Source organism: Bacillus sp. ISL-34, assembly GCF_018613325.1.
GTDB lineage: Bacteria > Bacillota > Bacilli > Bacillales > DSM-1321 > Peribacillus.
In genome coordinates, this window is the sequence record NZ_JAGGQJ010000033.1 from 89,972 (window position 1) to 115,132 (window position 25,161).

The 25,161-nt window shown below is 41.2% G+C and carries 27 protein-coding genes; 26 read left to right on the forward strand and 1 reads right to left on the reverse strand.

What is annotated here, in order from left to right; all coding sequences use genetic code 11:
• Positions 1 to 288: 288 nt before the first annotated feature.
• The 9 genes from J7E52_RS21595 (at position 289) to J7E52_RS21635 (ending at position 7,385) form a co-directional block, all read left to right on the forward strand.
• Positions 289 to 1,560, forward strand: coding sequence for a tetratricopeptide repeat protein (locus tag J7E52_RS21595; protein ID WP_214750466.1), 1,272 nt, complete (start codon positions 289 to 291; stop codon positions 1,558 to 1,560).
• A 41-nt stretch (positions 1,561 to 1,601) separates the two neighbouring features.
• Positions 1,602 to 2,153 (forward strand): ReoY family proteolytic degradation factor, encoded by a 552-nt coding sequence (locus J7E52_RS21600; RefSeq protein WP_101222412.1) that lies wholly within the window; start codon positions 1,602 to 1,604, stop codon positions 2,151 to 2,153.
• Between the two features lie 162 nt (positions 2,154 to 2,315).
• Positions 2,316 to 2,777, forward strand: a complete 462-nt coding sequence (locus tag J7E52_RS21605; RefSeq protein ID WP_214750467.1) for a YpiF family protein — start codon at positions 2,316 to 2,318, stop codon at positions 2,775 to 2,777.
• Positions 2,778 to 2,937: 160 nt separating this feature from the next.
• On the forward strand, positions 2,938 to 3,444 hold the full coding sequence (locus J7E52_RS21610) for a Rieske (2Fe-2S) protein (protein ID WP_214750468.1): 507 nt from the start codon (positions 2,938 to 2,940) through the stop codon (positions 3,442 to 3,444).
• Between the two features lie 3 nt (positions 3,445 to 3,447).
• Entirely contained in the window at positions 3,448 to 4,122 is a 675-nt protein-coding gene (gene qcrB / locus J7E52_RS21615) for a menaquinol-cytochrome c reductase cytochrome b subunit (RefSeq protein ID WP_034307974.1), read from the forward strand.
• Between the two features lie 56 nt (positions 4,123 to 4,178).
• Positions 4,179 to 4,946, forward strand: a complete 768-nt coding sequence (locus tag J7E52_RS21620; RefSeq protein WP_214750469.1) for a menaquinol-cytochrome c reductase cytochrome b/c subunit — start codon at positions 4,179 to 4,181, stop codon at positions 4,944 to 4,946.
• 177 nt (positions 4,947 to 5,123) lie between these two features.
• Positions 5,124 to 5,720: a lipoprotein heptaprenylglyceryl N-acetyltransferase LhaT gene (gene lhaT / locus J7E52_RS21625; protein ID WP_214750470.1), complete on the forward strand. Its 597-nt coding sequence runs from the start codon at positions 5,124 to 5,126 to the stop codon at positions 5,718 to 5,720.
• A 119-nt stretch (positions 5,721 to 5,839) separates the two neighbouring features.
• On the forward strand, positions 5,840 to 6,625 hold the full coding sequence (gene ypjB, locus J7E52_RS21630; protein WP_214750471.1) for a sporulation protein YpjB: 786 nt from the start codon (positions 5,840 to 5,842) through the stop codon (positions 6,623 to 6,625).
• An 85-nt stretch (positions 6,626 to 6,710) separates the two neighbouring features.
• Positions 6,711 to 7,385, forward strand: a complete 675-nt coding sequence (locus tag J7E52_RS21635; RefSeq protein WP_214750472.1) for a zinc metallopeptidase — start codon at positions 6,711 to 6,713, stop codon at positions 7,383 to 7,385.
• A gap of 138 nt (positions 7,386 to 7,523) precedes the next feature.
• Here J7E52_RS21635 and J7E52_RS21640 read toward each other — a convergent pair whose 3' ends face one another.
• Entirely contained in the window at positions 7,524 to 8,396 is an 873-nt protein-coding gene (locus tag J7E52_RS21640; protein WP_214750473.1) for a YitT family protein, read from the reverse strand.
• Positions 8,397 to 8,525: 129 nt separating this feature from the next.
• Between J7E52_RS21640 and J7E52_RS21645 the strand changes: the two genes are divergently transcribed.
• The 17 genes from J7E52_RS21645 (at position 8,526) to hpaE (ending at position 25,147) form a co-directional block, all read left to right on the forward strand.
• Positions 8,526 to 8,918, forward strand: coding sequence for a nucleotide pyrophosphohydrolase (locus J7E52_RS21645; protein ID WP_286197986.1), 393 nt, complete (start codon positions 8,526 to 8,528; stop codon positions 8,916 to 8,918).
• The gene (gene dapB / locus J7E52_RS21650; protein ID WP_214750474.1) at positions 8,911 to 9,711 is read left to right on the forward strand and encodes a 4-hydroxy-tetrahydrodipicolinate reductase; all 801 of its coding nucleotides are present in this window, start codon (positions 8,911 to 8,913) and stop codon (positions 9,709 to 9,711) included. The genes J7E52_RS21645 and dapB overlap by 8 nt, the downstream gene beginning before the upstream one ends.
• 18 nt (positions 9,712 to 9,729) lie before the next feature.
• Positions 9,730 to 10,155, forward strand: a complete 426-nt coding sequence (locus tag J7E52_RS21655; RefSeq protein ID WP_214750475.1) for a methylglyoxal synthase — start codon at positions 9,730 to 9,732, stop codon at positions 10,153 to 10,155.
• Positions 10,139 to 10,852 (forward strand): bacillithiol biosynthesis deacetylase BshB1, encoded by a 714-nt coding sequence (gene bshB1, locus J7E52_RS21660; protein ID WP_214750476.1) that lies wholly within the window; start codon positions 10,139 to 10,141, stop codon positions 10,850 to 10,852. The genes J7E52_RS21655 and bshB1 overlap by 17 nt, the downstream gene beginning before the upstream one ends.
• Before the next feature lie 4 nt (positions 10,853 to 10,856).
• Positions 10,857 to 11,996, forward strand: coding sequence for an N-acetyl-alpha-D-glucosaminyl L-malate synthase BshA (gene bshA / locus J7E52_RS21665; RefSeq protein ID WP_214750477.1), 1,140 nt, complete (start codon positions 10,857 to 10,859; stop codon positions 11,994 to 11,996).
• A gap of 13 nt (positions 11,997 to 12,009) precedes the next feature.
• Complete coding sequence (locus J7E52_RS21670; protein ID WP_214750478.1) at positions 12,010 to 13,194, forward strand: CCA tRNA nucleotidyltransferase; 1,185 nt, start codon at positions 12,010 to 12,012, stop codon at positions 13,192 to 13,194.
• On the forward strand, positions 13,179 to 14,159 hold the full coding sequence (locus J7E52_RS21675) for a biotin--[acetyl-CoA-carboxylase] ligase (protein WP_137015984.1): 981 nt from the start codon (positions 13,179 to 13,181) through the stop codon (positions 14,157 to 14,159). The genes J7E52_RS21670 and J7E52_RS21675 overlap by 16 nt, the downstream gene beginning before the upstream one ends.
• 341 nt (positions 14,160 to 14,500) lie before the next feature.
• On the forward strand, positions 14,501 to 15,337 hold the full coding sequence (gene panB / locus J7E52_RS21680; protein WP_214750479.1) for a 3-methyl-2-oxobutanoate hydroxymethyltransferase: 837 nt from the start codon (positions 14,501 to 14,503) through the stop codon (positions 15,335 to 15,337).
• Positions 15,334 to 16,182: a pantoate--beta-alanine ligase gene (gene panC, locus J7E52_RS21685; protein ID WP_214750480.1), complete on the forward strand. Its 849-nt coding sequence runs from the start codon at positions 15,334 to 15,336 to the stop codon at positions 16,180 to 16,182. The genes panB and panC overlap by 4 nt, the downstream gene beginning before the upstream one ends.
• A 25-nt stretch (positions 16,183 to 16,207) precedes the next feature.
• Positions 16,208 to 16,591, forward strand: coding sequence for an aspartate 1-decarboxylase (gene panD / locus J7E52_RS21690; RefSeq protein ID WP_054400285.1), 384 nt, complete (start codon positions 16,208 to 16,210; stop codon positions 16,589 to 16,591).
• 161 nt (positions 16,592 to 16,752) lie between these two features.
• Positions 16,753 to 19,533 (forward strand): ATP-dependent DNA helicase DinG, encoded by a 2,781-nt coding sequence (gene dinG / locus J7E52_RS21695; protein ID WP_214750481.1) that lies wholly within the window; start codon positions 16,753 to 16,755, stop codon positions 19,531 to 19,533.
• Between the two features lie 156 nt (positions 19,534 to 19,689).
• A complete protein-coding gene (locus J7E52_RS21700) occupies positions 19,690 to 19,860 on the forward strand; it encodes a YpmA family protein (protein ID WP_064505144.1) in 171 nt (56 codons plus the stop codon).
• A gap of 18 nt (positions 19,861 to 19,878) precedes the next feature.
• Positions 19,879 to 20,355, forward strand: coding sequence for a cell wall elongation regulator TseB-like domain-containing protein (locus J7E52_RS21705; RefSeq protein WP_063233239.1), 477 nt, complete (start codon positions 19,879 to 19,881; stop codon positions 20,353 to 20,355).
• 19 nt (positions 20,356 to 20,374) lie between these two features.
• On the forward strand, positions 20,375 to 21,559 hold the full coding sequence (locus J7E52_RS21710) for a pyridoxal phosphate-dependent aminotransferase (protein WP_214750482.1): 1,185 nt from the start codon (positions 20,375 to 20,377) through the stop codon (positions 21,557 to 21,559).
• 290 nt (positions 21,560 to 21,849) lie between these two features.
• The gene (locus J7E52_RS21715; RefSeq protein ID WP_214750483.1) at positions 21,850 to 22,527 is read left to right on the forward strand and encodes a GntR family transcriptional regulator; all 678 of its coding nucleotides are present in this window, start codon (positions 21,850 to 21,852) and stop codon (positions 22,525 to 22,527) included.
• 110 nt (positions 22,528 to 22,637) lie between these two features.
• Entirely contained in the window at positions 22,638 to 23,555 is a 918-nt protein-coding gene (gene hpaI / locus J7E52_RS21720) for a 2,4-dihydroxyhept-2-ene-1,7-dioic acid aldolase (RefSeq protein WP_214750484.1), read from the forward strand.
• Positions 23,556 to 23,632: 77 nt separating this feature from the next.
• Entirely contained in the window at positions 23,633 to 25,147 is a 1,515-nt protein-coding gene (gene hpaE / locus J7E52_RS21725; RefSeq protein WP_214750485.1) for a 5-carboxymethyl-2-hydroxymuconate semialdehyde dehydrogenase, read from the forward strand.
• Positions 25,148 to 25,161: the final 14 nt, after the last annotated feature.

The window sequence follows — 25,161 nt, forward strand, 5'->3', positions numbered from 1 at the left end:
GGGCTTATTGTATCTGTAGTGAACATGAAAATAATGAAAAAGGGGTTCATGATCAAAAAGGAGATTTACCGTAGCGTGGAGAATTAACTAGTAACCTTTTTTTAATGGGAATGGGAGGGGACTTCATCAATGGAATACAGGGCTACAGTATGGTAAACTAATGAATACTGTTTACTATGCATCTCGCGATTATATGGTATTTTGTCTTAATGGCAGAATATGTTACATTATGGCGTGAGTGTGTATGACTAGGGACCAAGTCTATCATGCAAAAGGAAGGATTCAACAATGAACACAGTGGAACAAGTTATACAGCATTTAAAAAAAGGGGAATTAACGGAAGCTCTTAAACATATAAATCGAATTAAATCATCAGAGTCAGCAGAGGACATATTGTTGCTGGCCGAAGAAATGCTCCAGCTTGGTTTTGCGGAGGAGGCAAAGGATCTTTTTGAACATCTGCTGCAACTCTATCCCGATGAAGGAGAATTGATTGTTTCGTTGGCGGAAATCCTGATTGACATGGACCAGGAAGATGAAGCGATGCTGATGCTTGAAAAAGTAAGTCCAGATGATGAAGTATATCCAAGTGCTTTGCTTTTGGAAGCGGACCTTTATCAATTACAGGGAATGGATGAGGTCAGCGAACGGAAATTACTGCAGGCCAAGGAAATGCTTCCAGATGAGATCATCATTGATTTTGCACTAGCTGAACTGTTCTTTCATCAAGGAAGGGATCAGGAAGCCATTGCAAATTACATAAAGGTTTTGGAACAGGAACAAGAAATCGCTGGTGTTAATGTCAATCAGAGGCTTGCTGAAGCATTAAGCAGTTCGGGGAAATTCGAGGAGGCACTTCCGCACTTTGAAAAGGCCTTGAATGACGGGCTTGAAATCAATACCCTATTTGAATATGCATTTACAGCTTTTCAGGCAGGTCTTTATGAGACAGCCGTACGAAAGTTCATTGAACTTAAGGAATTAGATCATGAATACCATTCTTTATATTTGTACCTGGCAAAGAGTTATGAACATCTTGAAGATCTGGAAAATGCCTTGAAAACAGTCAAAGAAGGAATCAAGGCTGATGAATTCAATAAGGAACTTTACTTCTTCGGTGGAAAAATAGCCTTGAAAAGCGGGCTTGAAGAAGAGGCGGAAAATCTATTTAAAGAAGCACTAGCCATTGATCCTGGATACCTGGAAGCTGCACTCACCCTCTTGAAATTGTATATGCACCACGAAAGGTATGAAGATGTATTGGAGTGTATTGGTGAAGTAAGGCGATATGGAGAGGATGATCCGCAGTTTGAATGGATAGCTGCTGTATCATATCAGCATACTGAACAATTTAAAGAGTCATTAACCAGCTATCATAAAGCATATAATTCATTCAAGAACAATCAAGATTTCCTTGAAGATTATGGTTTCTTTTTAATTGAAGAAGGAGACAGGGCCACATCTAGAGAAGTATTTAATAAGCTGCTTGAGATGAACCCGGCGAATGATGAGTATGCGTTGATTTTGGAGCGGCTAGGTGAAAGCACAGATGAAATGTAGATAAGTGAAATAAAACTAAATCTAGACAGAGGAGGGAATTCATGGTGGCTGCCCCTGTTTCTGTGAATGAGAAGAAGGATTTTATTCGGTGGTTTTTAAATCATTATCAACTGAAACGAAGAGAATGCGTGTGGATATTGAATTACTTAATGAGTCATGATCAACTAATGAAAAAGGTCCATTTTGTAGAAAATGCACAATATTGCCCACGTGGACTGATTATGTCGACACATTGTGTGGATGAGGTTCCTTTCAGGTTCTATAAGTCCAATATCATGACGACCGATGCAGAGAAATCCTTTCATGATATCCGTTTGAATCGGGATGAAGACATTTATATTCAGCTTAATTTTAAATCGTCTTATTCTTCCTATCAATATGCAGCGGTACTCGAGAACAATCCCTTCATGCCGAAGTCAACGGCATCGAATGAAAAAGATCAGCTGCTGGCTGAACAATTTTTGGAAAGAAGCATGTTGTATTTTCAAAGGGACCGTCTGCTTAAGGAAATCGATGAAGCCCTTGATAAGCATGATGAACAAGCGTTTAAGAACTTAACCGAACAATTGAATCAATTAAAAGTACTTGGATGAAATAAATTGACCTTTCCGTAATCAGGAAAGGTTTTTATTTTTTATAAAACATTGATAAAATCCACATTTTTGTAAAGACTATGGGTATATGGTAAAGATGTTATAAAAATAATGGTAAAATGATAAGGAGTTGATTTGAAAAATCGGGAGTGAAGAGAAAACATGAAGTGGACAGCAAAAGATCTTGACATGTATATGCAGTCAAAAGAGTATGTGGATACCGTTTTGATTCCTTTGGTTCCCCTATCTTTTCGAGGGCAAATGAAACAAACGGGCTCAATGAATGAATTTCTTACCATTTTAAGCTTGGAAATTGAAAAGCAGATGAAAGGAAGGATTCTTTTATTGCCAACATTTCATTATTTAAGTGATGAAATGGATAAGGTTGAGCGGTTAAAGCATTGGGCCAATGAAGTGAAAGAAAATAATTTCGAGCATGTTTTTTTCCTTACATCGGATTTTGAGTGGAAAAAGGAAGAGCCGGAATTAGAAAATAATTTAGTATGGATTCCTGCCATCCCCCTGGAGGGGCTTGAAATTGAACAAGCAAGGGAAATGATTAACCAGCAAGTTCTCCAAATCCTTGATATTTTCTCTTATAATTGGAAAAATGAAAAAAAGTAGGATTTTTCGCATTATTTGACACATAGTTGCCACCTTTTGGGTTTTACAAATATTGACCTTGGTAAATTATTGAGATATCATGGAAATGTCCTAGTTTTATAGTGTCGCTATTTATTGGTCCTTTGGGCTCTCAGTATAGTAATAGAGGGGGGGAAAACGCATGAGCAAGCATAATGTTTCACGACGTCAATTCCTTAATTACACACTTACTGGCGTTGGTGGATTTATGGCGGCCGGTATGTTGATGCCTATGGTTAGGTTTGCAATTGATCCTGTTTTATCAGCTGATAAAGGCGGGGATTACGTTGCAACTAAACAGAAGGTAGGTGAACTGACTACCGAACCAACACGAGTCGACTTCAGTTTTAAACAGGTCGATGGGTGGTATGAGTCTGAAGAAACAAATACAGCTTGGGTTTACAAAACGGAAGATGGTAAGATCGTTGCTTTATCTCCAATCTGTAAACATTTAGGCTGTACGGTAGGGTGGAATACGGATAAGACTAATCCGAATCAATTTTTCTGTCCTTGCCATTACGGCAGGTATACGAAAGATGGGATGAATGTCAAAGGGACACCGCCGGTTTCACCATTGGATGTCTATGACACGAAAGAAAAAGATGGAATACTTTATTTGGGTCAACTAAAACCGCACGGGGAGGCGTAAACATTGCTAACAAAGTTATATGACTGGGTGGACGAGCGTTTAGATATTACGCCGTTATGGCGGGATATTGCTGACCATGAGGTTCCTGAACATGTTAACCCCGCACATCATTTTTCTGCATTCGTATATTGTTTTGGTGGGTTAACTTTTTTTATTACGGTCATCCAAATCTTGTCAGGCATGTTCTTGACGATGTACTATGTCCCGGACATTAAAAACGCTTGGGAATCTGTTTATTATTTGCAAAATGAAGTTGCCTTCGGTCAAATAGTCCGTGGTATGCATCACTGGGGAGCAAGTCTAGTTATCGTTATGATGTTTTTACATACTCTTCGTGTCTTCTTCCAGGGAGCTTACAAAAAACCGCGTGAATTGAACTGGATGGTCGGCGTATTGATTTTCTTCATCATGCTGGCATTAGGCTTGACTGGTTATTTATTGCCATGGGATATGAAAGCGCTATTCGCAACGAAAGTTACTTTGACAATTGTCGAATCGGTACCGTTGATGGGACCGGCACTCAAGACATTGATAGCAGGAGATCCAACCATCGTTGGAGCACAGACATTGACACGATTCTTTGCAATTCATGTATTCTTCCTGCCAGCAGCATTATTTGCTTTACTAGCGGCTCATTTCCTGATGATCCGAAAACAAGGTATTTCAGGTCCACTATAAAAGAATGGTGAACCAAGAACCAAAAAAACCTTTTCATAAAGGAGGGGAATTGTTCAATGCATCGTGGGAAAGGTATGAAATTCGTAGGTGACTCGCGTATCTCCGCGGACCGTAAACCGAATATTCCGAAAGATTATTCAGAATATCCTGGGAAAACTGAAGCATTTTGGCCTAATTTCCTTTTAAAAGAATGGATGGTAGGAGCTGTATTTCTTGTAGGTTATCTATGCCTGACAGTCGCACATCCGTCACCATTGGAAAGGATAGCAGATCCTACAGATACAGCGTATATTCCGCTGCCAGACTGGTATTTCCTATTCCTTTACCAATTACTTAAATATACCTATGCTTCAGGCCCTTATAATGCAATCGGGGCTCTAGTAATACCTGGTTTGGCTTTCGGAGCATTGCTCTTGGCACCTTTTTTAGATCGTGGTCCAGAGCGGAGCCCGGCAAAACGTCCTTTTGCTGTAGGCTTCATGCTATTGGCAATTGCCGGCGTATTCTATTTAACATGGGAGTCTGCAGCCCACCACGATTGGGAAGCTTCCAAGAAACAAGGAGCGATCGTGGAAGGTGCAGACATTGATAAAGAGAGCGATGGGTATAAACTGATGGATTCTAGCGGCTGTATTAGCTGTCACGGAGCAGAGTTAACTGGTGGAGCAGGAGCGCCAAGCTTAATTGACACTGGCTTGAGCCCAGAAGAAGTCTCTAAAATCGCAGTCAAAGGCCAGGGCGCTATGCCAGCTGGCATGTTCAAAGGTACAGATGAAGAATTGGCGACATTAGCTGAATTTGTATCTGGTTTATCGGCAAAATAATATAGCCATCAACAGCATTTTCCTTCATATGCTGCAAATGAAGCTGACGACTACGGTTGTCGGCTTTTTTATTGGTAAATTGAAGTGTAAATGAGAAGAAATTGAAATGAATGCTTGGTTTTCTGGTTGATGGCCTGTAAAATGAGTATACATGAAAATGTTAGTGAGGGTAAAAGAATGAATGTTATCTACAGTTGGCTTGCAAATCGGCAAATGCTCGCTTTGTTATTAATGATAAATATATTCGGAACTGCCTATGGATATTATTGGTATGGCAGTCAATTGGAAAATACTCCTGCGGTTTTTTTGGCATTTGTACCGGACAGCCCGACAGCTAGCCTGTTTTTTGTATTTGTTTTATTGGGGTTCCTATTAAGAAGGAATTTCGGATTTATGGAAGCGTTGGCGATAATAACACTATTCAAATATGGCATATGGGCAGTTGTAATGAATTTGATGACCTTCGTGACAACAGGTTCATTGCCTTGGGAAGGTTATATGTTAATGGCTTCTCATTTGGGGATGGCGATTCAAGGGGTATTATATGCACCATTTTATCGAATAAAACCTTGGCATTTGATAGTGGCCGGGATATGGACCATACATAATGACATAATCGACTATGTTTTTGAAATGATGCCAATATACCGTGATTTATTGGTGTATATGAATTCGATAGGTTATTTCACTTTTTGGCTCAGTATACTTTCCATTTTTGTCGGCTGGTACTTTGGATATAGAAAAAAGCGGTTCACCCTGTCCTTCATTTCTTAAAAAGTTAACTCTAAATACAGCTTTGTAAAAGCAGGGTTAACTTTTTTATGTTGAACGAGGTCTACTCATGTTTTTTCTTTCATATCGTTTTAGTAGAGATATGAGGAGGGACGAGTAGCATGTTGAAAAAATTCATATTAACCATTGCTGTTTTATTTGTCGTCTTACATTTCCCTGTCTATGCAGAATCCTCTTCAAGTTTGGAGCAATTAGATAACATTTCCGATAGAGCCTTGGAAATGACCAAGTTGAAGCGATATGGAGATTCGGAAAAGATGCTGACGTTTTTTTCTGACCGGTTTTTAAAAGATACAGCGAAAGAGCAGATCCTTGACATGGACGAACTTCGAATTATCACTGTAGCTCATAATGAGGCATTGATGACAATAAAGGATATGAACAAGGGAGATTCCGAAAAGGTTAATTCTGTTACAAAGTTCCGGCTTGTTGTTGATGCGGTCAAGTCTACCCATCAGCCACTTTGGACAGAGATGGAGGATCAAATGATGAATTCTTTCCAGCAGACAAAGAATGCCGCGATCAAACAAGACACAATTACATTCAATAGCCAATTGAACTTATTCCTATCACAATATGAAATGATATATCCAAGCTTGAAAGTCGACCTTTCCAAAGAAACGATGCAGCAACTGGACACAAGGATTCAATACATCAACCAATACCGTCCAGAGGTAATCAGTGATGGAGAGAATCAAGAGGAACTGGAAGCGCTGCAAAACGAACTAACCTCCATTTTTGATGATATGGGGGAAGATGATGCAGATCCTTCCCTTTGGTGGGTCATCATATCGACAGGCTCAATCATTATCATGACGCTTTCTTATGTAGGCTGGAGAAAATATAAAGGTGATAGGGAAAAACCAAGGAAAGAACATAATGATTAAAAAGACAGGGGTAGAGAACACTATATTTGACAGGGTTACCTTCAATCCATAGAATTAAGGGTAATAATAGTTATAGGAGGATACCATGTATTTCATTTATTTGGCGATTATCATTTTAATCCCGATTTATGCACAAATGAAAGTGAAAAGCACGTATAAAAAATATTCAAAGGTATCGGCTTCTTCCGGAATGAATGGTGCTGAGACGGCGCGGGCCATTTTGGATCAAAATGGACTGTTCAATGTCAGGGTCGAAGAGACACCTGGAATGCTTTCCGACCATTATGACCCAAGGGATAAAACGGTGCGTTTATCAACGAATAACTATCACGGCCATTCAGTTGCCGGTGTAGCGGTTGCAGCCCATGAAGTCGGACATGCGATTCAAGATAAAGAAGCATATGCATTCTTGCGTTTCCGCCATGCATTAGTACCGGTAGCTAATTTTGGCTCTAACATATCTTGGATTTTGATTTTAATCGGGATGTTAGCTTCACTTCCTGGGTTGCTTTTGGCGGGTATCGTATTTATGGCAGCCGCTGTATTGTTCCAAGTGATAACCCTGCCGGTTGAATTCAATGCTTCTTCCCGGGCTATGGATCAACTCGTTTCCGCTGGGGTCATCCGGAATGATGAAGAACGGGAAACGAAAAAAGTATTAAGTGCTGCTGCGATGACCTATGTTGCTGCCGCTCTTGTAGCCGTACTGGAATTAGTTCGTCTTCTGCTTATGTATACAGGAATGAGGGAAGAAGATTAATTTGAAAAAAGGACTCCATCTTGGGATGGGGTCCTTTTCATATTTAAGAGTATTTGCTGCACATTGCTAATAAAATTCAGTTAGAAAGGGCAACATTCATAAGGATTGGATTCCATCGGCATGCCATAAATCAATGGATTACCTTTCAATGGGATTCTTGTTCTCATCAAGTGTAAAGCCCTCACCCAATACATCATGAACTTCACTTACAGATACAAATGCATGAGGGTCCACCGATGTTATGGCATTTTTTAAGCGGACTAACTCATTTTTCCCGACAACACAATAGAGTACTTCCCGATCATTGCGTGTAAAGGATCCATATCCCCTTAATACAGTTACGCCCCGTTCCATATCATTCATGATTTTTTCTGCAATTTCCATGTTTTTATCACTAATGATCATTGCACCTCTGGCAGCATAGGCTCCTTCTTGCATAAAGTCGATTACTCTGGCACCTATAAATACGGCAACGAGGGTATACATCGCTTCACGGTAATCCAGGTAGGTAAGGATGGACAGGCCGATGACGACGGCATCAAAGATGAACATGGTACGTCCCATGCCCATCCCTAAGTAACGATGCGCAAAACGGGCAATGATATCCACTCCGCCTGTTGTCCCTCCGTAACGAAAGATGATGCCCAACCCGACACCAACAGAGACCCCGGCAAACAATGCCACCAGCATCAAATCGTTTCCGAGATCGATTTCGATTTCGTATCTCTCGAAAACCCATAGCCAAACGGAGAGGCCAACCGTTCCGATTATCGTATAAAAGAAAGATGTTCGCCCTAAATATTTCCACCCTATTAAAAATAAGGGAATATTCAAAATCAAATTAGAATAAGAAGGATTTATTCCGATAAGTTGATATATAATCAATGTGAGACCGGTGAATCCGCCTTCGGCCAAGTTGTTCTGCATGTTAAAATGCACGAGGCCAAAGGCGAAGATTCCAGCCCCAAAAAGGATGAATATGATATTTTTCAATTTTAAGCCCAAAAGCATGTTCCATACCTCCAAAGGTTTACATTTCATTAATTTACTTATTATAACTAATTAACCAACTATGGGCAATTTTGATTCGTGAACGTATCTGTTGTCATCTGTTTCACTTTTAGCTAACATGGAGAAGGTATGATGTTAGAAAACGAAAGAATGGGTGACTATATGGAAAAGCATAAGACGATCCAACAAATGCAAGCGGAAGTCGACCAATACATAGGACAATTTAAAGAAGGATATTTCAGCCCTCTGGCCATGCTGGCCCGCATGTCTGAAGAACTTGGGGAGTTGGCTAGGGAAGTCAATCATTACCATGGAGAAAAACCAAAGAAGGCAACAGAGGAAGAGAATACGATTGAAGCGGAATTGGGGGACATGCTTTTTGTGTTGATTTGTTTTGCCAATTCTTTAGGGATTGACCTTCAAAACTCGCATGATTTGGTCATGGAAAAGTTCACTACCCGTGATAAAGATAGATGGACAAGAAAAGAAGAAAAAATGGAGGAGGAAGGTAAAGATGAGTAAAGTGAAAGTGATTGTAGCTGGTCCACGTGGCAGAATGGGAAATGAAGCGGTGAAGCTTGTACATAGGACAGAAGGGTTTGAATTGGCAGCTGTCATAGATCGCAAGCATAACGGGGAAAGCCTTTCCGCAATAGAAGGTTTTCACGGTATTGAAGCACCGGTTTTTTCGGATATAAATGAATGCTTTTCTTCTGTAAATGCGGACGTTTTGATTGATTTGACCACACCGGAAGTGGGGATGTTTCATACCGAAACGGCACTTAAACATGGCATCCGCCCTGTAGTGGGAACGACTGGTTTTACAAAGGAAGATTTAGCTAAGCTGGATTCATTAACAAAAGAAAAGGGCATTGGTTGCATCATTGCGCCAAACTTTGCCATTGGAGCCATTTTGATGATGAAGTTTTCCCAAATGGCCGCAAAGTATTTCCCGGATGTGGAAATCATAGAAATGCACCATGATCAAAAACTGGATGCTCCTTCTGGAACTGCTTCCAAAACGGCAGACATGATTGCAGCGGTACGTGAAACAAAACAACAGGGGCACCCAAATGAAAAAGAAACCATCCAGGGGGCAAGAGGCGCAAATGTAGATGGCATGCATATCCACAGTGTCCGGCTGCCTGGGTTGGTTGCCCATCAACAGGTGCTTTTCGGAAGTGATGGAGAGTTATTGACGGTTCGGCATGATTCCTTTAATCGAGCTTCCTTCATGTCAGGAGTCAAACTTGCTGTCGATACCGTCATGAAATTGGATGTTCTTGTATATGGCCTGGAAAATATTATTGAATAGGGATCAGGAGGATTTACGATGAAAATTGCCTTAATTGCCCATGATATGAAAAAAGAAGATATCATTCAATTTGTAACAGCCTATAAAGATGTATTTGAGCAGCATGAATTATTTGCTACAGGAACAACCGGGAAAAGAATCATGGAAGAAGTATCACTGCCTGTCCATCGTTTTCATTCAGGACCTCTTGGCGGGGATCAGGAAATAGGTGCAATGATTGCACGCGGAGAAATGGACATGGTCCTATTTTTCCGCGATCCATTGACATCTCAGCCACATGAACCTGATGTATCGGCGCTTATACGCCTATCAGATGTCTATGAAATTCCCTTGGCGACAAATATGGGCACGGCAGAAGTGCTGATACAAGGTTTGAAACATGGGTATATGGACTGGCTAAAACTACGGAAAAAACAAGGTGAGATAAATGATAAACAAAAGTAACATAGATATTCTGGCTTTCGGAGCACATGCGGATGATGTTGAAATCGGTATGGGTGGCACGATTGCTAAATATGTGCAACAAGGCAGGGAAATTGTCATTTGTGATTTGACAAAAGCTGAAATGTCATCCAATGGAACCGTTCCATTGCGGCAAGAGGAAGCGCATAAGGCTGCTGAAATCCTTGGGGTGAAGAGGATTTCCCTTGATCTACCCGATCGGGGACTATACATGAAAGCGGAATATATAAATCAAATCATTTCGGTCATTCGCCAATATAAACCTGCCCTTGTATTTGCACCATTTTTGGAAGATCGCCATCCCGATCATGGTAACTGTGCCCAATTAGTGGAAGAAGCAGTTTTTTCGGCAGGAGTAAGAAAGTATATGGAAGAAGCGGGCTTGAATTCTCATCGTGTCCAAAATATGTACTATTATATGATCAATGGGTTTCACAAACCGGACTTCGTCGTGGACATCACTTCCACAATATCGAAAAAGCTTGATAGCCTTAGGGCATATCGCAGCCAATTCGAAAAAAGTCAAGTAACTGTAGAAACACCGCTAGTCAATGGCTATATCGAGACTGTCGAGGCACGGGAGCGGATGTTCGGCAAAGAAGTGGGTGTCGCCTATGCGGAGGGATTCATGACAAAAAAACCGTTACTGATCGATGCCGACTTGTTAGGAGAAAAATAATCTTATGAAATTAAAAATTGGAATTACCTGTTACCCTACAGTTGGGGGTTCTGGTGTCGTAGCAACTGAATTAGGTAAGATGCTTGCAGAAAAAGGACATGAAATACATTTCATTTCTTCAAGCCTCCCTTTTCGTTTAAATAAGAGGTACTGTAATATTTTTTATCACCAAGTTGAAGTGAACTCATATTCAGTCTTTCAATATCCACCTTATGACCTGGCGCTTGCGAGCAAGATGGCAGATGTCGTAAAACGGGAGAAATTAGATATCCTCCACGTTCATTATGCGATTCCACATGCTGTTTGTGCGATCCTTGCAAAGCAGATGTCAGGAAATGAAGTAAAAATCGTAACCACACTGCATGGTACGGACATAACCGTATTAGGCCATGATCCCTCATTGACCAATTTGATTAAATTCGGGATAGAGCAATCCGATGTCGTTACAGGAGTATCTAATTCCCTTGTTCAGCAGACGCACGAATTAATCGCGCCGGATAAGGAAATCAAAACCGTTTATAATTTTATTGATGAAAGAGATTACCATAAATCCGATTCCGATTACCTTAAGGATGAATACGGAATCAGTGAAGATGAAAAAGTGATCATACATGTTTCGAATTTCCGTTCGGTCAAGCGAGTGAAAGACGTCATCCAGGCGTTTTATCTAACTCAAAAGAAAATGCCTGCAAAGCTTCTACTCGTAGGTGACGGGCCGGAAGTGACAACCGTATTGAATTTGGCTAAAGATCTTGGAATCGATGATTCGGTCTTGTTTCTTGGTAAGCAGGATAATCTTGCCGAATTATATTCAATCAGTGATTTGATTTTCCTGTTATCGGAAAAAGAGAGTTTCGGACTTGTGCTGCTTGAGGCGATGGCATGTGGAGTTCCTTGTATCGGGACAAACATCGGGGGAATTCCTGAAGTCATCGTTGACGGGAAGACTGGTTATATTTGTGAATTGGGAGATGTCAAAATGGTTGCTGAAAAAGCGATTGGACTTTTAAGCGACCCGATTTTACATAAACGCTTTTCTGAAGCTGCGCTGGAAAGGGCCAATACTAATTTTCACAGTGATACGATCATGGCTGAGTATGAAGCCATCTACATTCAGGCACTTGAAGGTAAATCCATGGAATAGGGAGGGGATGCTGATGGATCGGTTATTCTTAAAATCAGTACCCATTCTGGAATTGATTGAAGAAGCAGGATACGAGGCTTATTTCGTTGGCGGCTCAGTAAGGGATTATATCCTTGGCAGGCCCATTAACGATGTGGACATCGCCACTTCCGCAACACCACAGGAAATCAAAAGGATTTTTCCTAATACGGCAGATATCGGGATCGACCACGGAACAGTGCTTGTCATTACGGATACGGGTACATACGAAATTACGACGTTTAGAACGGAAAGCGGGTATTCGGACTTTCGCAGACCCGATGCTGTTCAATTTGTCCGTTCTTTGACTGAAGATTTGCAAAGAAGAGATTTTACGATGAATGCAATGGCAATGGATAAGACCGGAAAAATCATCGATCCATTTAATGGTAAGCGAGATTTGGCTGAAAAAAGGATTATCACGGTTGGCAACCCGCATGAAAGATTTCATGAGGATGCTTTGAGAATGATGCGTGCATTAAGATTCGTCAGTCAACTAGATTTTGCACTGGATACAGAAACCTTTGATTCCCTTAAAGTGAACGCCCAGATCATCAGTGAAATCGCTGTCGAAAGAATCCTGGTTGAATTTGAGAAGCTATTGGCCGGCTCCAATAAGATAAGGGCTTTCTCACTCTTGCTGGAAAGCGGTTTATATCAATACCTGCCTCTATTCTCCGGTAAAAAGGATCATTTAATGGACTTACTGAACCTGCCGCTTCATCAGCTAAAAGCGGCAGAAATATGGTCTATAATCATGGTTCACACAAAGGATCAGGAAATGGAAGAGGCCTTGAGGGAATGGAAGCTGCCATTGAAAACGATAAGAAACGTTCAACGGACGATACAGCTAGTGAAGAAAGAAGATCCATCAGCCATCGATGTATTTCAGGCAGGTCATGGCGTAACTGTACAAGCTGCTAAAGTCAGGGCGGCACTGACTGGCGGTAATGTACCGGATGCGGAGGAGAAGGCACATCAAAGCTACAATGGACTTATTATTAAACAAATGTCGGATCTTGCCGTTACGGGGACGGATTTATTGAATTGGCAACAAGAAAAGCCAGGACCATGGGTCAAGGAATACTTGGAAAAAATATTGAATGCTGTCCTGAATGAAGAATTAAGAAATGATAAAGAAGAAATAAAGAGGTGGCTGGTGAAATGCAATCTGAGTTAAGAACAAAGCTGATGGAAGCCCTCTCAAAAGCGGATGGTGCGTTTATATCCGGTCAGGAAATTGCTGAATACATTGGCTGTTCGCGCACAGCTGTCTGGAAGCATATAGAAGACCTGCGCAGTGAAGGTTATAATGTGGAAGCCGTAAGGAAAAAAGGCTACCGGATCATATCAGCGCCGGAAAAAGTGTCCGAGAGCGAAATACAGCTTGGCTTGGAAACAAAAACGATCGGCAAGATGATCCACTATCAGGAAACTGTAGAATCCACACAAAAAATTGCGCATCAACTAGCAAATGAAGGCGTTCAGGAGGGTACCCTCGTCGTTGCCGAGGAGCAGATATCCGGAAAAGGAAGGCTAATGAGATCTTGGCATTCCCCAAAATTCAGCGGCATATGGATGAGTCTCATCCTAAGACCGAAAATCCCGATTCATGAGGCTCCACAGCTTACATTATTGGCCGCGGTCGCTGTGGCTCAGGCTATAGAGGATACCACTGATCTGAAGCCACAAATAAAGTGGCCGAATGATATTTTGGTGAATCGCAAGAAAGTGGTGGGCATCCTGACGGAGATGCAGGCGGAATCAGATAGGATCCATTCTGTCATTATCGGAATTGGAATGAATATCAATCAGCAATTGGAGGATTTTCCTGAAGATCTGCAGGAAAAAGCGTCTTCCCTTCTCATAGAAAGTGGAGGGACGGTTTCTAGGTCCAAGGTCATTCAACGAGCATTGTTTCGTCTGGAAAATTTGTACGAACTCTATTTAAATCAAGGCTTCATGCCAATAAAGGATTTATGGGAGAGTTATGCGATCAGCCTTGGACAGGTTATCAAAGCAAGTACCGTTAATGACACGATTGTCGGAAAAGCATTGGGCATAACGGATTCAGGCGTTTTACTCCTTGAAGACGGCAAAGGAACCGTACATTCAATATATTCTGCAGATATTGAAATTCAGTAGGTTTTTGTCAAATTGTGAAAATTAAATAGAAATTTTGAATTTGGCTTGTTATAATGCAAGTGGGCAGTATCTCATGTGAACTGCACCCCCATAAATACCAAATTATTTGAAAATCTGCCTTGATCCAGAGAACTGGACGGGGACGGAGGGATGAAACTTCTGATGAAACAAAGGGATTGACTAAATGATAAGTGCTGTTTATTGATCGAGATGTGGCTTTTTAAGCCTTTTTTCGTGGCGAAACAGATACTTTTTTAGTCAGTCCCTTTTTTTGAGCATGAATGTATACACACCAGTTTTCGCTGATGTTTTCATCTCCTCCATCAAAAGGAGGAAACGTAATGAAATTGTCCGGAGATTTTTTGAAAATGAAACAAAATCAAGAGAAAATTGTCATGCTGACGGCTTATGATTACCCATCAGCAAAGTTAGCCGAACAATCAGGTGTAGACATGATTTTAGTCGGCGATTCTTTAGGAATGGTCGTATTGGGATATGAATCGACGATTCCGGTTACGGTGAATGACATGATCCATCATACAAAGGCAGTAAAACGCGGGGCACGGGATACATTTGTTGTGACGGATATGCCTTTTATGAGCTATCACCTATCTATGGATGAAACACTAAAGAATGCAGCCCGGATCATGCAGGAAGGTCATGCGGATGCCGTGAAGCTTGAGGGAGCGGATGATGTTGTTGAAAAAATATCAGCATTGACCAAGGCGGGCATCCCGGTAGTGGCCCATCTTGGCTTGACTCCTCAATCAGTCGGCGTTCTGGGCGGATATAAAGTGCAAGGAAAAGATGCCGAAAGTGCAGCACAGCTCTTGGAAGATGCGAGAAAGTGTGAAGCGGCGGGAGCGATGGCAGTAGTATTTGAATGTGTACCATATCAAGTGGGGGAACTCATCACACGGAACCTGGGCATTCCAACCATTGGAATTGGGGCAGGTGCTGAAACGGATGGTCAAGTCCTCGTTTACCATGATGTCATCAAGTATGGGGTAGACAGGCTTGCGAAATTCGTAAAAGTTTATGGAGATGCAAATGAACTGATTGGCCAATCGATAACAAGCTTCGTGAATGAAGTGAAATCTAAAGATTTCCCGTCGGAAGAACATACATTTACGATGAAGGAAGAGCAGCTTTCTGAACTTTACGGAGGGAAAAGATGAAAACTTTTACATCGGCAGCCGATTTGCAACTGGAACTAAGAGAGGAAAAAAGCAATCACAAAAGCATTGGCTATGTAGCGACAATGGGATTTTTACATGAGGGGCATGCAACCCTTTTGGAAAAGGCGCGCAAAGAAAATGATATTGTGGTATTGAGTATTTTTGTCAATCCGATGCAATTTGGACCCAATGAGGATTTTGAAACATATCCGCGGGATTTGGAACGGGATGAAAATGTCGCAGCCAATGGCGGAGTGGATTATCTCTTCTATCCAACAGTCCACGAAATGTACGGTGAAGAACCATCTGTGAAAGTTGTTGTCCAAAGCAGGACTGATGTTTTATGCGGCAGACAAAGGCCTGGACACTTTGATGGTGTTGCGACAGTCTTAACGAAATTCTTCAATATCATCCTTCCTGATAGAGCTTACTTTGGTAAGAAGGATGCCCAGCAAGTCGCCGTGATAGATGGACTGATCAAAGACTTCAATTTCCCTATCCAGCTAATTGCTGTAGATACCGTACGTGAAAAAGATGGATTAGCGAAGAGCTCGCGAAATGTGAACCTATCAGATCAGGAACGCTTGGAGGCTAAAGAGCTGTACCAAAGTTTATTGAAGGCTAAAGAGGCGGTTGAATCAGGTGAAAGAAATGCAGCAACCGTTACGGCTCTAGTAAGTGAACATATTGGTGCCCATACAAGTGGAGCGATCGACTATATTGAAATCTATCAATACCCGGAACTTAAACCGCTTGAATTGTTATCAGGAAACATCATCATTGCAATTGCTGTAAAGTTCAAGCATGCAAGACTAATTGATAATATCACTTTATATGTAGAATAATTCATGAAGATCTGGGGGAATTGAGATGTTTCGAACGATGATGAATGGAAAAATCCACCGTGCAAGGGTAACTGAGGCTAATTTGAACTATGTTGGCAGCATTACGATTGATGAAGACATAATTGATGCGGTGGGTATTCTGCCAAATGAAAAAGTCGCCATCGTGAATAATAATAATGGTGCACGACTTGAAACGTATGTGATTGCGGGTGAACGGGGGAGCGGTGTCGTGTGTCTGAACGGAGCGGCAGCAAGACTGGTGCAGCCGGATGATATCGTGATAATCATTTCTTATGTGATGGTTTCAGAGGATAAACTGGGGGATCATAAACCAAAAGTTGCAATCATGGATGAAAATAACAAAATCATTGATCTGATTTCAAACGAACCTGCAGCTACAATCATGTAAGCGGAGGGCCGGCACAATATGCATGGATCATGCATACAGGTGCCGGCCCTTTTCGTCCGTTGATGAACGGCTTGTTTCCTTTATTACGATTATTATGGTATAAAAAAGATAAGAGAATTCCATCAGGAAGTGGAGAAAGTGAAGTTTGAGGTGTACAATTCATGATGCAACGATATGTAGTGGTCGATTTGGAAACAACAGGGAATTCTCCGAAAAAAGGGGATAGGATTATTCAATTTGCTGGCGTGGTCATCGAAAATGACCAAATTGTGGATGAATACTCGACATATATCCACCCTGGACAGGAAATTTCCTTGTTTATTGAAGAATTGACCGGAATAAGCAACGAGACGGTAAAAAATGCACCTGACTTTGAAGATGTTGCAGAAAATATTGCCCGGCTTATAGAAGGGGCTTGTTTTGTTGCCCATAATGTTTTATTTGATTTATCTTTTCTACAGGAAGAACTAGTACGATGCGGGTTTGAGCCGTTTTATGGTTCCACCCTTGATACAGTAGAGCTAGCGAAAATATTAAAACCAACATCCGATGGATATAAGCTGCACCAGCTGGCTAAAGAAGAAAACCTTGATCATTCCAGACCCCATCAAGCGGATAGTGATGCATATGCCACCGCTTTATTATTGTTGGAATTGAAAAAAAAGCTGATGAATCTTCCAGTGATGACACTTAAACAGTTATATCGATTATCTTATTCCTTACAAAGTGAGATTTCCGAATTGATAGATGCTTGCATTGCAAGCAAACTTGCTAAAGCAGAGATCCATTCACCAGATCTTATTACTTATAGGGGCCTTGCATTTAAAAAGGCCGAAGACGAAACTGATCAAAAAGACACGGAGTCGGAATTCCCGCTCGATGATGAGGAAAAAATAGCCCTGCTTCAAAGTGCATTCCCTGCCTTTGAAGCAAGAAGCGGACAACTTGATATGATGAACTTGATTCATCATTCCTTCGAATCCAGCCAGGATGCAATCATTGAAGCTGGGACAGGTATTGGGAAATCCATAGGCTATCTGCTTCCGGCCGTTTATTTTGCAAAAAAACATCATAAACCTGTCGTCGTTTCGACGTACACGCTTCAGCTACAGGATCAACTTCTTCAAAACGAGGTTCCCAAGCTTAAAAAGATACTTCCCTTCTCCTTTCAAGCTGTTTTGCTAAAGGGGAGAAGTAATTATTTGAGCTTGGCAAAGTTCGAAAGGGCATTGCGTGAGAAGGAAGATAATTATGAAACGGCATTAACGAAAATGCAGATATTGGTTTGGCTTACCGAAACCGTAACAGGCGATAAAGATGAATTGAATCTTACAAGCGGCGGTCAGCTATTTTGGAATAGGCTTCAAAGTGATGGTCTTACATACGCCGGATTAAAACAGCCCTGGCTTGAATTGGATTTTTTTGAACGGGCAAAAAGAACAGCTGCCAAGGCGGATATCATCATCACTAACCATTCATTTTTAATGACCGATCTGCTTACAGAAGATGCCTTGATTCCAAAAAAAGGGTATTTGATTCTCGATGAAGCGCACCATTTGGAACAGGCTGCATCCAAACAGCTTGGGAGCAGGCTTAATTACATTTCGGTGAAGACGGTTTTGAACAGACTGGGGACATCAGATCAAAAGCAATTATTATATAAATTGGACAGGATGCTCTTAAATAATGGATTGGCTGATGGGAAGTCCCACTATGAATTAGATCAAAAGCTTAGTGATTTTTCCTATGAATTCGAACAGCTTTTTTATTACATTTCCAATCAGGCGGAAAAACTTTCACGTTCCATGGGTCCGAAACGGCTTTCATTCAAAATAGATGATGGGAGATGGGGTAAAGCGATTCTGGTCGCTGAGCGATTGGTGGATTTATTAGGATACATCATCATGGAGTTAGAAAAAAGATTGGCTCTTTTATTGAATAATGAGTCCCCCTTAGGAAAAAATTCATTATTTCACTTGAATGATATCGAGGTGCTGCTTGGACATTTACAGGATACCAGGGACTCCTTGCATGAATTTTTCATCAAGCCGCATGAAGAAAATATTTATTGGCTTGATTATACGAATGCAGCACCCCAGCATGGGGTGACTTTGACGGTTCAGCCGATTGCAGGAAGTAAACGGTTATGGGATTCCTATTTCGGACGCCAAAAAAGTGTGGTCATGACATCGGCAACCCTCGTGGTGAAGGATTCTTTTAAGTATTTTAAAGAACAACTCGGTTTAGAGAATGAACCAATGCAGACAGCAAGTTTTCCTTCACCCTTTCCTTATAAGGAACTCGTAAAGGTACTGGTTCCAAATGATCTACCAGATATCAATTGCTTATCGGTGGAGGAATTCTCCGAAACCGCGGCAAACCATATTATTGCTGCCGCTCAAGCAGCGAAAGGGAGGATGATGGTATTATTCACCTCGCATGAAATGCTGAGGGCGACCTATCATTCCATCAAAGACAGTGGGGTACTGGATGAGTTCACCCTGTTTGCACAAGGGATTTCTGGCGGAAGCAGGATGAGGCTGCTCAGGAATTTCCAAAACTTCGAGAAAGCCGTCCTGTTTGGGACAACCAGCCTATGGGAAGGCGTCGATATCCCAGGCGAGGATTTATCTTGTTTAATCATTGTCAGGCTGCCATTTTCGCCACCGGATGAACCAGTGACAGCTGCAAAATGCCAACTTCTCGAGAAGCAAGGGCGTAACCCTTTTTCCGCGTATTCTTTACCTGAAGCCCTGTTAAGGTTCCGGCAAGGATTCGGCAGGCTTATACGCACGCCAGAAGATAAAGGGGTTATGGTTATTCTTGATCGCCGCATCATCACTGCCAAATATGGCCCTGAATTTCAAAAGGCCATTCCGGAAGTGGACTGGCACCAGGCCTCAATAACAGAAATGGCTGAAATGATAGAGAAGTGGATCTAAAGAATCTTTAGATTTTTCATTAATCTAAAATGAATTTTTAAGAATTTATAAAGAAAAATAACCTTTGAACTGGTATAATGTGATAGGTGGTAAAGCCTTCGAATCCTATTCATACCAGTGGTTGTTGACAATTTATTAAAATGGAGGGGCGTTTTCATGGAAAGTAAAATCGAAGTAATTTCAACAGTCAGGTTGCAACATTCTCCTGATCTGTATAAAATTGTGGATTCCTTGAACCGAACATTGAAAAAAGATGATTTGATGTTCGGTCTGGCATTGGATTCCGAAGATCAAGAAAAAGCGATATTTACAATTTATCGTACATAGAAAGAGGGAAAAGCAGCTTTGAAAAAATGGTTGATTATTGCTTCTATCCTGGTCCTTTGTTTTATCGGATTTGTCAGCGGGGCATATATTAAAGCGTTGCAGCCTAAAAAAGAGGCTGGTAATGAGGCTTTTAAAAAGGCGAAGGAAGAGGGCGGCCTTGTGACCATGGAAGAATTCTACCTTTATAATGGGCAGGATTCATACTCCGTCATCATTGGTAAGGGAGAAAAAGGGACTAAAAAAATAGTCTGGCTTCCTGAGGATAAGAAGAAAGAAATAGTAGTGGAAAACTATAAAGATGGTAAATCCAAAAAAGAGATCTTGAACATTGTCAAAGAAAAGCTTAATCCCCAAAAAATCATTTCGGTTAAGCTGGGCATGGAAAAGAACGTTCCGCTTTGGGAAGTAACGTATCTTGATGAATCCGAGCGTTTTAACTATGACTATTATGATTTTAAAACTGGGGAATGGCTAAAGTATTATCGAAGCATTTAGAATGGAGGATTAATTTAAAATGAAATTAGCGAACCGGGTTCAGTCATTAACGCCATCAACAACATTGGCCATTACGGCAAAAGCAAAGGAACTTAAGGCCCAGGGTCTAGATATAATTGGTTTGGGTGCTGGTGAACCAGACTATAATACGCCCCAACATATCATAGATGCAGCACTTCTATCCATGAATGAAGGTCAAACTAAATACACGCCATCCGCTGGTCTGCCGAAGCTAAAAGAAGCAATTGCGGCTAAATTGAAGCGTGATCAAGGCTTGGAATACAAACCATCTGAAATTTTAGTTGGTTCAGGTGCAAAGCACGCGCTTTACACATTGTTTCAAGCCATCCTGGATGAAGAAGATGAAGTCATTGTTCCGATACCTTATTGGGTGAGCTATCCTGAGCAAATCAAGCTTGCTGACGGAAAGCCAGTTTATGTAGTCGGTACGGAAGAAAATCAATATAAAATCACAAAAGAACAATTGGAACAAGCAATTACCGAAAAAACGAAAGCCGTTATCATCAATTCGCCAAGCAATCCAACGGGCATGCTTTATTCCAGGGAAGAATTGGCGGCTATCGGGGAAGTTTGCCTGGCTCATGATATCTTGATCGTTTCCGACGAAATTTACGAAAAATTGGTTTATGGAAATGCTAAACATACATCCATTGCAGAGATTTCACCTGAATTGAAAAAGCAAACGATCATCATCAACGGTGTTTCTAAATCGCATTCGATGACTGGATGGAGAATTGGTTATGCTGTCGGTGAAGAATCCATCATTAAAGCAATGACGAACCTTGCCAGCCATAGCACATCTAATCCTACCACAACTGCTCAATATGGTGCGATTGCGGCTTATGAGGGTACACAAGAGCCTGTTGAAGAAATGCGTCAGGCGTTTGAAGGCCGTTTGAATAAGATATATGATAAATTGGTTGAAATTCCAGGCATTAGCTGCATTAAACCACAAGGGGCATTTTATTTATTCCCGAACGTTAAACATGCGGTTGAATTAACAGGGTACAGCAATGTCGAAGATTTCACGACTGCGTTGCTGGAAGAAGCTCAAGTGGCTGTTATCCCAGGTTCAGGGTTTGGTGCACCTGATAACATCAGACTCTCTTATGCAACTTCACTGGAACTGCTGGAAGCAGCAGTTGAAAGAATACATTCATTCGTTAAATCCAAAATGGCATAATTTTTTAATAACCTGCCGGCCTGGCTACATCAGGGTCTGCAGGTTTTTTTTTTGAATTATATTTTGATATGGTACTTTCGGGGAGAAGACATGATAAGTATTTTAGCTCACTTCACTATGGCAAGGGAAGGTGAATTACTGGCCTCCCTTCATCAATGGAGTTTTTTGTCCCATTAAGACCTTCAGAGAAAACAGTTCATTAAACAAGCTTGTAAAGAATAAAGAAAATCATATATGATTTTTAATAAAAATCGATTGCAATCATATATGATTTCATATATGATGAAAATATGGAAGAGAAAAACAAAAACCCCAGCAAAAAGCAAATAGCTTATGAGCACCTTCGTAAATTAATTTTGGATGGAACATATGGTTCCGGACAGCGGATCATCATTGATCAAAAGGCAAAAGAACTAAGTTTAAGTCCGATTCCTGTCAGGGAAGCGATCAGACAGCTTGAATCTGACGGCCTTATTCAATATAAGCCTTATAGTGGAGCAGTTGTAACAAGCATAAATGAAAGCGAATACATTGAAACCCTTTCAGTTTTATCTTTGCTTGAAGGATATGCGGCTGCCCTCAGTTCTTTAACGATGAATGATCAAGATTTTGAAAATCTGATTAATTTAAACAAAGAAATGGAAAAAGCCCTCCATAACTTTGAATTAGAGCTGTTTGGTAAGTTAAACGAATGTTTCCATGCACAAATTTATGAAAAGTGCGGAAATTCCTTTTTAAAGGAGGAAATTAAACAGGCGCAGCAAAGAATGAATAGAGTCAGAAAGTCCATGTTCACAATGGTGCCGCAACGCGCAGTCCAATCGATTCGAGAACATGAAAGCATCATAAAGCTTTTAAAGGAAAAAGCATCTTTTGAAGAAATTGAATCATTGGTGAGAAAGCATAAATTGAATGCCATTAGTACATTCAAGCAGAGGGCGGAAACTAATCACGATCAGGCACTTTGATGACCCAGGCTTTGTTTTATAATAGTCGATCGATTATTCATAAAAGCAAAGCCGATTTTTTCACTTTGATTATTCCGAATATTCAAATAAATGGAAGGGTGGTAGAAAAAATGTACGAGGAAATCAAAAGTCGGTTAAGAGGATCAATAGCTCCAGTTATCACTCCGTTTGATGACAAGATGGATGTGGATGTAAAGGCAATTGAAAATCTGGTAAACTGGCATATTGAAAGCGGTTCCCATGGAATCTCGGTATGCGGGACTACCGGCGAGCCGAGTTCTTTAACGATTGAGGAACGGGAATTAGTGATGGAAACGGCAATTAGAACAGCGAAATCCCGTGTTCCAGTTGCACCAGGTACAGGATCTGCCAATCAGAAAGAAACGTTGCATTTGACAAAAAGGGCACAGGAAATGGGGGCGGATGCTGCTTTAGTCATCGTTCCTTATTACAATAAGCCGAATCAACAGGCACTTTACAATCATTTTAAGACGGTAGCCGATTCCGTTGATATCCCGATTATCGTTTATAACATTCCCGGAAGAACGGGGACGAATTTAGAAGTGAAGACATTGGCACGCTTAGCTGAAGATTGCGAAAATATTATTGGTGTAAAGGAATCTAATAAGGATTTCGAACATGTGAACCGTGTCTTATTGAATTGTGGAAGGGATTTTCTTTTATATTCGGGCATCGAATTATTATGCTATCCAATGTTGGCTATTGGAGGGGCAGGACATATTAGTGCTACAGCTAATATCACTCCTAAAGAAGTGGCGGAAATTTATAATCATTGGGTCGATGGTGATGTGGAAAAGGCACTTGATCTCCATTACAAATTAATGCCATTGAATGATGTTTTGTTTAAAGAAACCAATCCAGGACCATTAAAGGCTGCGATGGGGATGATGGGGAAAATCAATCCTGCATTGAGGCCGCCAATGGGACCGCCTTCGGGACCGTTAGAGAAAGAACTGCGTGAAACCCTTCAATCATACGGATTGATTGACCAAATAATCCAGTCATAATTGCTAAATTGGGAAGATTGCACTAATCCAAACGATTATTGTCATCTTCCCGAATTAATTTTAAAGGAGGATTTATCATGCAAACTTTTCCCGTGCAAGATGTCAAGCATTACATCAATGGTCAATTTGTTGATGGTATTTCAGGAAAAACATTTGAAAATCTAAGCCCTTTTAATAATCAGGCAATCAATATTGTGGCAGAAGGGTTTAAAGAGGATATTGATCAAGCGGTAGCTGCTGCAAGAGCTGCATTCGATAACGGTCCATGGAGAACGATGAAAGTGGAAGAAAGGTTGAAGTACATTAATAGGATTGCTGATTTAATTGAGGAAAATGCCGAAGAAATTTCCTTTTTGGAATCGCTTGATACAGGGTTGCCGATTAGCCAGACAAAAAAACAGGCGGCAAGGGGAGCGGAGAATTTCCGTTTTTATTCTGAAATGGTGAAAATCAGGCTAATAGGAGAGTCATATCAAGTGGATGACACTTTCATCAATTATACGATTCATAAACCAATAGGCGTGGCAGGATTAATCACTCCTTGGAATGCGCCTTTCATGTTAGAAACCTGGAAAATCGCCCCGGCTCTGGCTACAGGTAATACATGTGTCCTTAAACCGGCGGAATGGTCTCCATTGACTGCCAATAAATTGGCACAAATCATTGACCAATCCGGTCTGCCGAAAGGGGTATTCAATATCGTTCACGGTTTTGGGGAGACAGCAGGGGCGTCCTTGGTTGCCCATCCTGAAGTCCAATTGATATCCTTTACCGGAGAAACGACGACTGGCGCTGAAATCATTAAAAATGGTGCGGATACAATGAAACGTTTTTCCATGGAGCTCGGGGGCAAATCGCCAGCGGTCATCTTTGGAGATGCCGATCTGGAAAAGGCCCTGGATTCAGTGGTTTGGGGAATTTATTCATTCAATGGGGAGCGATGCACAGCCAATTCCAGATTATTTGTCCATGAATCGATAATAGACCAGTTCGTTGCAGAATTGAAGGAACGTGTTCATAATATAAAAATTGGAAACCCAATGGACCCAGAAACGGAAATCGGACCGCTGATCCATCGTAACCATTTTAATAATGTCTCCCGTTATCTGGATATAGCAAAAGATGAAGGGGCGCAAATTGTAAGCGGTGCCATACCGAGTGCGTTCAAGGAAGGGAATTATATTGCCCCGACGCTTCTCTTGAACTGTACAAATGAGATGACGGTAGCCCAGGAAGAGATTTTTGGACCAGTCATGGCAGTCATTCCTTTCAAGACTGAAGAGGAAGTACTGAGAATGGCAAACGATGTAAAGTATGGGCTAGCTGCTTATGTATGGACCAATGATATGAAACGTGGACATAGGTTTGCTCAAGCTGTCGATAGCGGGATGGTCTGGGTGAATTCCCAAAACGTAAGGGATTTGCGGATACCATTTGGAGGATCAAAATATAGTGGGGTAGGACGTGAAGGTGGCCATTATAGCTTTGAATTCTACACGGAAACACAAGTTATTCACGTAGCAATTGGGGAACATCACATTCCGAAATTTGGAGATATAAAACGAAATGCCGTTTCTTCTGCTGAAAAATAAACCGGGTTTCATTT